This window comes from Nostoc sp. ChiQUE01b (assembly GCF_034531255.1).
Lineage (GTDB): Bacteria > Cyanobacteriota > Cyanobacteriia > Cyanobacteriales > Nostocaceae > Nostoc.
Genome location: NZ_JAVRBM010000072.1, coordinates 39,008 through 45,550, shown reverse-complemented (window position 1 = coordinate 45,550; position 6,543 = coordinate 39,008). Strand labels below are relative to the sequence as shown.

The 6,543-nt window shown below is 42.0% G+C and carries 7 protein-coding genes; 5 read left to right on the top strand and 2 right to left on the bottom strand.

The window, feature by feature from the left end:
* Positions 1-572 precede the first annotated feature (572 nt).
* From RMY63_RS31975 to RMY63_RS31955, 5 genes are all read left to right on the top strand, one after another.
* Positions 573-2,153 carry a group II intron reverse transcriptase/maturase gene (locus RMY63_RS31975; RefSeq protein WP_322732552.1) on the top strand — a complete coding sequence of 527 codons (1,581 nt, stop codon included), beginning with the start codon at positions 573-575 and terminating at the stop codon, positions 2,151-2,153.
* A gap of 145 nt (positions 2,154-2,298) precedes the next feature.
* Positions 2,299-2,865, top strand: coding sequence for a hypothetical protein (locus RMY63_RS31970; protein WP_322732551.1), 567 nt, complete (start codon positions 2,299-2,301; stop codon positions 2,863-2,865).
* Between the two features lie 45 nt (positions 2,866-2,910).
* On the top strand, positions 2,911-3,681 hold the full coding sequence (locus tag RMY63_RS31965) for a mobilization protein (RefSeq protein ID WP_322732550.1): 771 nt from the start codon (positions 2,911-2,913) through the stop codon (positions 3,679-3,681).
* A 228-nt stretch (positions 3,682-3,909) separates the two neighbouring features.
* The gene (locus RMY63_RS31960) at positions 3,910-4,695 is read left to right on the top strand and encodes a DUF6753 family protein (RefSeq protein WP_322732549.1); all 786 of its coding nucleotides are present in this window, start codon (positions 3,910-3,912) and stop codon (positions 4,693-4,695) included.
* Between the two features lie 151 nt (positions 4,696-4,846).
* A complete protein-coding gene (locus RMY63_RS31955; protein WP_322732548.1) occupies positions 4,847-5,392 on the top strand; it encodes a hypothetical protein in 546 nt (181 codons plus the stop codon).
* 78 nt (positions 5,393-5,470) lie between these two features.
* Here RMY63_RS31955 and RMY63_RS31950 read toward each other — a convergent pair whose 3' ends face one another.
* Positions 5,471-5,794, bottom strand: a complete 324-nt coding sequence (locus RMY63_RS31950) for a hypothetical protein (RefSeq protein ID WP_322732547.1) — start codon at positions 5,792-5,794, stop codon at positions 5,471-5,473.
* Between the two features lie 185 nt (positions 5,795-5,979).
* Positions 5,980-6,411 (bottom strand): hypothetical protein, encoded by a 432-nt coding sequence (locus RMY63_RS31945; RefSeq protein WP_322732546.1) that lies wholly within the window; start codon positions 6,409-6,411, stop codon positions 5,980-5,982.
* Between the last annotated feature and the right edge of the window lie 132 nt (positions 6,412-6,543).

The window sequence follows — 6,543 nt, the reverse complement described above, 5'->3', positions numbered from 1 at the left end:
CATGCACGGTTCTTAGGGGAGGGGAGAGCGGTGACGCTCTAACCTTACCCGACTACATAACTAATCCAGCCCGTCAGCAGATTACTGACACTAAAGGCTGAACTCTCGGATTGATGCAGGTGCAAGTCCTGTCATTCAGACTCAGAATTGACTCCTTATCTGCCCACACTGACCAGACTCGGTTTCTGGAGGGTGAAGCTGGGAACAGGGCGCAATCAGACGACCGTTGCGGGTTGACACTGGCGCTAACAGGGAGTTCCTATGATGAAACAGAGCCTAAAAAAGCGACTTAAGTCTAGACAGGGCGCAACACAAAAATCCCTGACCTCACTGGAATTAATTCCCGCCGTCCTTATTTGAAAAACGGTAAGAGTCTAGGGAATCCAGCAGTCGAATTGGCTACATCTAACGGAACTATCAATCTCTCCGAGGGAACGAATAAAAACGAATTGTGGGTCTAGGGGCAGTCGAACCCCAAGTAGCCCAGACGAGAGGAGGAACCCCCACAATTCGGGTAGGACAGACCGTAATTGGTCAGAGGTGTTCAGAATACACAAACTCTAGAAGAGAAAATGATTAGACACAGTTACAAAACTAGTGAATCTTGGAAAGCACTACCGTGGAAGAAATTCCGCCGAAATCTTTTCCGCCTTCAAAAGCGCGTGTACAAAGCGGTTCAAGTTGGAGACAAGCGGAAAGCTAGGTTACTCCAAAAGCTCATTCTAAAATCCACCTCGGCTCGATTTCTTGCAATAAGACAAGTATCTCAGCTAAATGCTGGTAAAAAGACGGCTGGTATCGATGGAAAGAAATCCCTTTCATTTGAAGAACGCTTCAACCTTGAAGAATTACTAAAAATAAAAAGTGGAAATTGGAAACATCAAGGATTACGGGAAATTCCAATCCCCAAAAAGGACGGAACTACTAGAATGCTTAAAATACCCACCATCGCGGACAGGACTTGGCAATGCCTAGTAAAATTCGCACTCGAACCAGCACATGAAGCCACTTTCCATGCTAGGAGCTACGGATTCAGAACTGGGCGCTCTGCCCATGACGCACAAAAATACATCTTTGACAACCTACGCTCACAAAGTAACGGAATAGATAAAAGAGTTATAGAACTCGATATCGAGAAGTGCTTCGACAGGATTAACCACTCAGCAATAATGGACGAACTCATCGCCCCCAAAGGCTTAAAACTCGGTATCTTCCGATGCCTTAAGGCTGGAGTCAACCCAGAGTTCCCGGAACAGGGAACACCCCAAGGAGGAGTGGTCAGTCCTTTACTAGCAAATATTGCACTCAACGGGATTGAGAGTATACACAGATACCACGCCGAATACAAATTCGGTAAAAGGATCACAAACAACACCCCAGAAAATAGAATTGTTGAGCCATCAATCCGATACGCGGATGACATGGTTATTATACTCCGACCTGAAGATGATGCGACAGAGATACTTGAAAGAATCAGCGAGTTCCTCCGCAAACGCGGAATGAATGTAAGCCAAAAGAAAACCAAAGTTACCACTGCGACAGATGGGTTTGATTTCCTCGGTTGGCACTTTAAAATCCAGAAAAACGGAAAGTTTAGATGTACTCCCTCAGTGGACAATTTCAAAGCACTCCGTAAGAAAGTAAAACACATCGTTAACAACTCGAATTATGGTGCTACCACAAAGGCTGAGAAATTAGCCCCGGTAGTTAGAGGCTGGAGAAATTACCATAAGTTCTGCAAGATGGACGGGTCAAGAAACTCGTTATACTTCATTGAAAGAAGAGCTTACACGGTATTCAACAAGGAAACCAAGCAAAACCGCCACTCTAGCAAGAAATTACTAGACAAAGCATTCCCAGCAGTTTCCTACTCCGAAAACAAACACATTTCTGTCAAAGGAATTAAGTCCCCCTATGACGGAAATACAGCCTACTGGAGCGAACGTAACAGTAAACTCTATGATGGCGAAACCTCTAAAGCTCTCAAAAAGCAAAACCATAGATGTGCTTCCTGCGGCTTAAAATTCATTGATGATGAGCGCATTAACTTGCACCACATCGACGGAAATCACGCCAACTGGAAAAAGAATAACCTAGAAGCAATTCATGAGAGTTGCCACGATTACAAGCACATGAGCAAAAGCGCAAGCTAAGAACATCGGAAGCTGGGTGCGATGAAAGTCGCACGCCCAGATTTAACTGAGAGGTGCGGGGAATAATATCCCCCATCGACTCAATCAAAAACAACCCAAAAATAATGACAATAATAGACAGCCCAATAGTAGCGGTAGTCGCAAATTGCCTGAACGAACTGATACTGACAGACAAAGACAATATAAAAATTTGACTCTTCGGCTTCGTGCTTACTCAAATACTGTTGATGCAAAGCTAATTATATATTTGCAAAAAGGAAATGGAGTCAGTACTAGCAAAGAGATGGTGTTACAGGCATTACGAATGTGTTGGTTGCCTTTAGCATATCAAGCTCAAGCAAATGCGGATGTAGAAATTAGTGATAAAGAGGTGCGTCAGGTAGGGTTAATTTGTTGTCATGCCCTGGAGCAACATTTGGCTTATTTGCGAATGGGACTAGGATTACCACATAAATCAAGTGATGTTTTGCCTGTACCTCTCAGCACTATGACCAATCCTCAAACGCTTGCTACTATGTTCGGTCTAGAAATTGGTAATAGCGGTGGTATTGATGATGAAAATCATAGTAATGCTAGCGCTAAAGGTAAAACTAAAGGCAATGGCAGTAGTAATAGTGAGAACCAGCCAAAACACAAAATAGATTCTGATTCCTTCATTCCTGGTGAGGGGTCTTTCTATGATGAAACAGACGATATGTTTGAGAATATTTAAGTATTTATTAATGCACATTTAGTCAAATCACAAAGGAGATTTAAAATGGCAGCAATTCACTTCATGGATGGTGAAAAAGGTGGAGTTGGCAAGTCTTTGTTTGCACGGGTTATGGTGCAATACTGCATTGACAATAAACTCTCTTATGAATTGGTAGAAGCAGACCAAAGTAATCCAGATGTGGGCGCATTTTACCCAGATAATCATAAAACAGCAGTTTTTAGCGAATCAGAGCGTAAAGCTTACGATGCTGATGAAATTTTTAATTTAGCACTAACAACTTCTGTCATTGTCAATTTACCTGCTCAAGTATACCCAGCAGTAACTGATTGGATTGAGCGTAATCAAATCCTAGAACTTACTGGGAAAAATAAGGTCAAAATATATAAGTGGTTTGTTTGTAGTGGTGGATATGACAGTGTTCAATTATTTATTCAATCTCTCGAACGCTTTGAAAACAAGATTAAACATATATTTGTACGCAATTGTGGTTTATGCGATGACTGGAAACACGTAGATGGACGTAAGAATTTGCAGGATTTAATTAAAGCTTATAAAGTAGCTGTTATCAATTTTCCCAAGTTCAGCTATCGAGAGCGGGATATCCTTGATGCCAATCAGATAAATTTTTCTGCGGCTAGAGATTATGGAGAGTTAGGTGTATTGGGTAAGCAGCGATTACACAATTTTCTCAAAAAAGCTTCTGAGGAAATTGAGAAAGCTAAAATCTGGAACCTTCCGGCAGCTTCAATTACTTCCCCAATAGAAAAAGTTGATGATGCTAATGTCAACGGCAAGGTTGCTACCAAGAAGTAATTTAATTCAGGAGTGCTGTTATCCGTAGCGGGGCGTTTAGCCCGTGCAATTAATTTTACTTATTTACTCAGGACTCGTTACTCAGCAACGCCAGTTGCTTCAACGGAGGGAACCTCCGCAACGCACTGGCTCCTCAGCACTGTTTCGATGACATCTCCCACCATCAAATCAAATTACCAAATGAGCGTAGGGTACGAGGGCGCTAATTAGCTAAAAGCAAATACAGATATGAGTAATTCTCACACTGAAGAACTCGATTTAGACGATGAATTTTTGGATTCAGTAGCTGCTAGAGGCAAAGGACTGAGCCAAATTCCTTACCCAACTTTACTAGATTTAGCCATTCGAGGTAAAGATGATTCATTTAAAGCTAGGGTTTGGGAAATAGTAGTCCAAACTGGACTTGATCCTGATGACCCAGCATTTCTGATGATGATTGCTACCGGCAGGCTACAAGTCCTATTGGAAGACAATCCCAAAGAAATGGAAGCAATGTTTGACCTGTGGCAAACGCAGCTTTATGACCATCTCCAGACATATGAAAAGGCAGCAGTAAAAGGTCAGCAAAAAGCGATCGCTCAGGCTGTAACAGGATTAATTAGGCGTACTGAATTTGAGCGTGCTATTCATTCAGTTCCCTCTTTAATTGCTGCGGGAATACTGCTATTAATTGCAGCTGGAGTGGGTGGACTAGTAAGTGTAGGTGGAATGTCTTGGTATCAATCCAGTCATCTAGATCCTGCTGGGCCACGCCAACTCACACAAGCCCAAGCCAATGCTTTGGAATGGGCAACCAGTAATGAAGGTAAGTTTGCTCACAACCTAATGCAATGGAATCAAGATTTGCTGAGTCGCGATCAAAACGGTCAACTTGTTTGTGCTAAGGATGTTAAGCGTTTGGGGGTAACACTGGAAATTGGAGCAAGTAGCAGAAAAGCCTCATCCGGGTTCTGCACGTTATGGACATCACCAAGTAATCAGCGCCAGTTTGTATCTAAACCGCGTCTACCCTGAAAACCATAGTTTTTTGGAATCAGGGTAAAGTTCAGAACTCAAGCCACGAGCGGATAATATACTCTCCTTAAAAACTCCAGGTTTCAAAATGGACGAGTTTAAGTTAAAAAATTAGTTGTCAATTTGTCAATCGTAGAAGAGGATTCAGCCGATGTTTACCTGCAAAGTTAAGTGGCTTTGGCTGCTGGTAATAGGAGGTATAGTTACAGCTTGTACCCCTACTACTGTAAATGTCAGTGGCAAGGATGAGAAGAATACGACTCAAGCTCAAGCTCAAACTGTGCCTGATTATCCGCCGATGTATGATGTAAATGTTAAAGTTTGTGGCAACATTATTGCCCCTCTCAAGGATGGAAAACGTTGTGTCAATCAACAATTACGTTTGTGGGGCCCAATAGGAGAGGCAAAATTAGTTCGTGCTGGTATTTCTCTGCCATCAGTTTCTAGCGTAGAGCATAAATTAGCGATCGCCTCGAAAGGCTGTTATCCTGTTTATTCCCAACCTTCTCAACAGCAGTTTTATTGGGCTAATTCCATTATTCAAGTCAACAGGGGAGGAACTGCACCCACAGTCGAAGTCAAGCCAACTCAACTTTCAAACCAGCAGATTAATGAGTTAATGACTAGTAAACTTTCCAGTCGGACAATTACAACATTTGGTGGGGTGGGATGCGAAGCTGCATCTTCGGTAAAATAAAGCTTTTACGGTTGAGGGTGGGTGGGCAAAAAAGTTACCCCACTAAAATGTGGGGCTACTGTGAGAGCCAGCAGATAATTATGAAGCTTCAGCCCATCTAGCTGTACGTTGTTGTTTATGAGCTTTGCGCCGCTCCCGTACTGCATCCAAATCTTTCAGTCCATACAGACGTTTGGCGTATGCTAGTAGTTCATTGATGGGAGTTTCGCTATAATCCTGCCGAAACTGAATGTTATGTTCGTTCCAATCAAATTCTTGCTGATTAAAACGTGCTTGAGCAGCAAGTTCTCTGCCTGATTCCTCACGTAAAACTTCCAGTACCATTAATCGCACTTTATCCTGATATCCTATTACTTGATCCAACGCTTTTGTTTGTTCCTGATTACGATTCATTTGAGTCATTTGATTATCCTTTGATTAACGAATTGCTACATCTCACCTAGACAGCATCGACAGATGCCTTCTGAGTTAGAGTTCACTTTTAAATCTCTTCAATTCAGCAGCAATCGCTGCATTCAATTCTGTTTGTTGTCTGCGGGTGGGCGGGAAATAGAATGCCCCGAATTAGATAATTCAGGGCATTGTAATTAATCGTCAATTTCTACATCTTCGTCATCTTCATCTTGTTCAAAATCGTCATTTATCAAGTCATCAGAGTTGCTACTTAAACCATTGAGTCCGTCCATGCGTCTAGACCGAGCAGCTTTATGAGAAGCACGTCTATCTCGAATTTCATCAAGATTATTCAAGCCGTAAAGTTTGCGGGCATAATTCACCAGTTCTTTTAATGGTGTATTTACATAGTCCTTACGGAATTGGGAATTGTGTTTGTCCCAATCAAACTCTTGTCCGTTAAATCTGGTTGCTGCTGCTAATTCTCTTCCTGATTCTTCCCGCAATACTTCAATTACCATCAGGTGTACTTTTTCCTGATAAGTCATTACTCGTTCTAAAGCAGGAATATGCCTTTCAATTTTACGTGATGCTTTAGCAGTTTTGCGAACGTTAGCGTTAACCATGAGAATTACTCCTTGATATTTAGTATTTTTCTCATAGAAACAGCATCGAAAGATGCAATTCGCTCCATTTTCAATTCCTTATTCTGCAAAAAAATAACCTGTATTGTTTGAGGCAATACATGGTTATTTTGG

Coding starts and splice junctions, on each gene's coding strand:
- RMY63_RS31975 (WP_322732552.1), top strand. CDS start 573: ATGATTAGACACAGTTACAAAACTAGTGAATCTTGGAAAGCACTACCG.
- RMY63_RS31965 (WP_322732550.1), top strand. CDS start 2,911: ATGGCAGCAATTCACTTCATGGATGGTGAAAAAGGTGGAGTTGGCAAG.
- RMY63_RS31960 (WP_322732549.1), top strand. CDS start 3,910: ATGAGTAATTCTCACACTGAAGAACTCGATTTAGACGATGAATTTTTG.
- RMY63_RS31955 (WP_322732548.1), top strand. CDS start 4,847: ATGTTTACCTGCAAAGTTAAGTGGCTTTGGCTGCTGGTAATAGGAGGT.
- RMY63_RS31950 (WP_322732547.1), bottom strand. CDS start 5,794: ATGACTCAAATGAATCGTAATCAGGAACAAACAAAAGCGTTGGATCAA.
- RMY63_RS31945 (WP_322732546.1), bottom strand. CDS start 6,411: ATGGTTAACGCTAACGTTCGCAAAACTGCTAAAGCATCACGTAAAATT.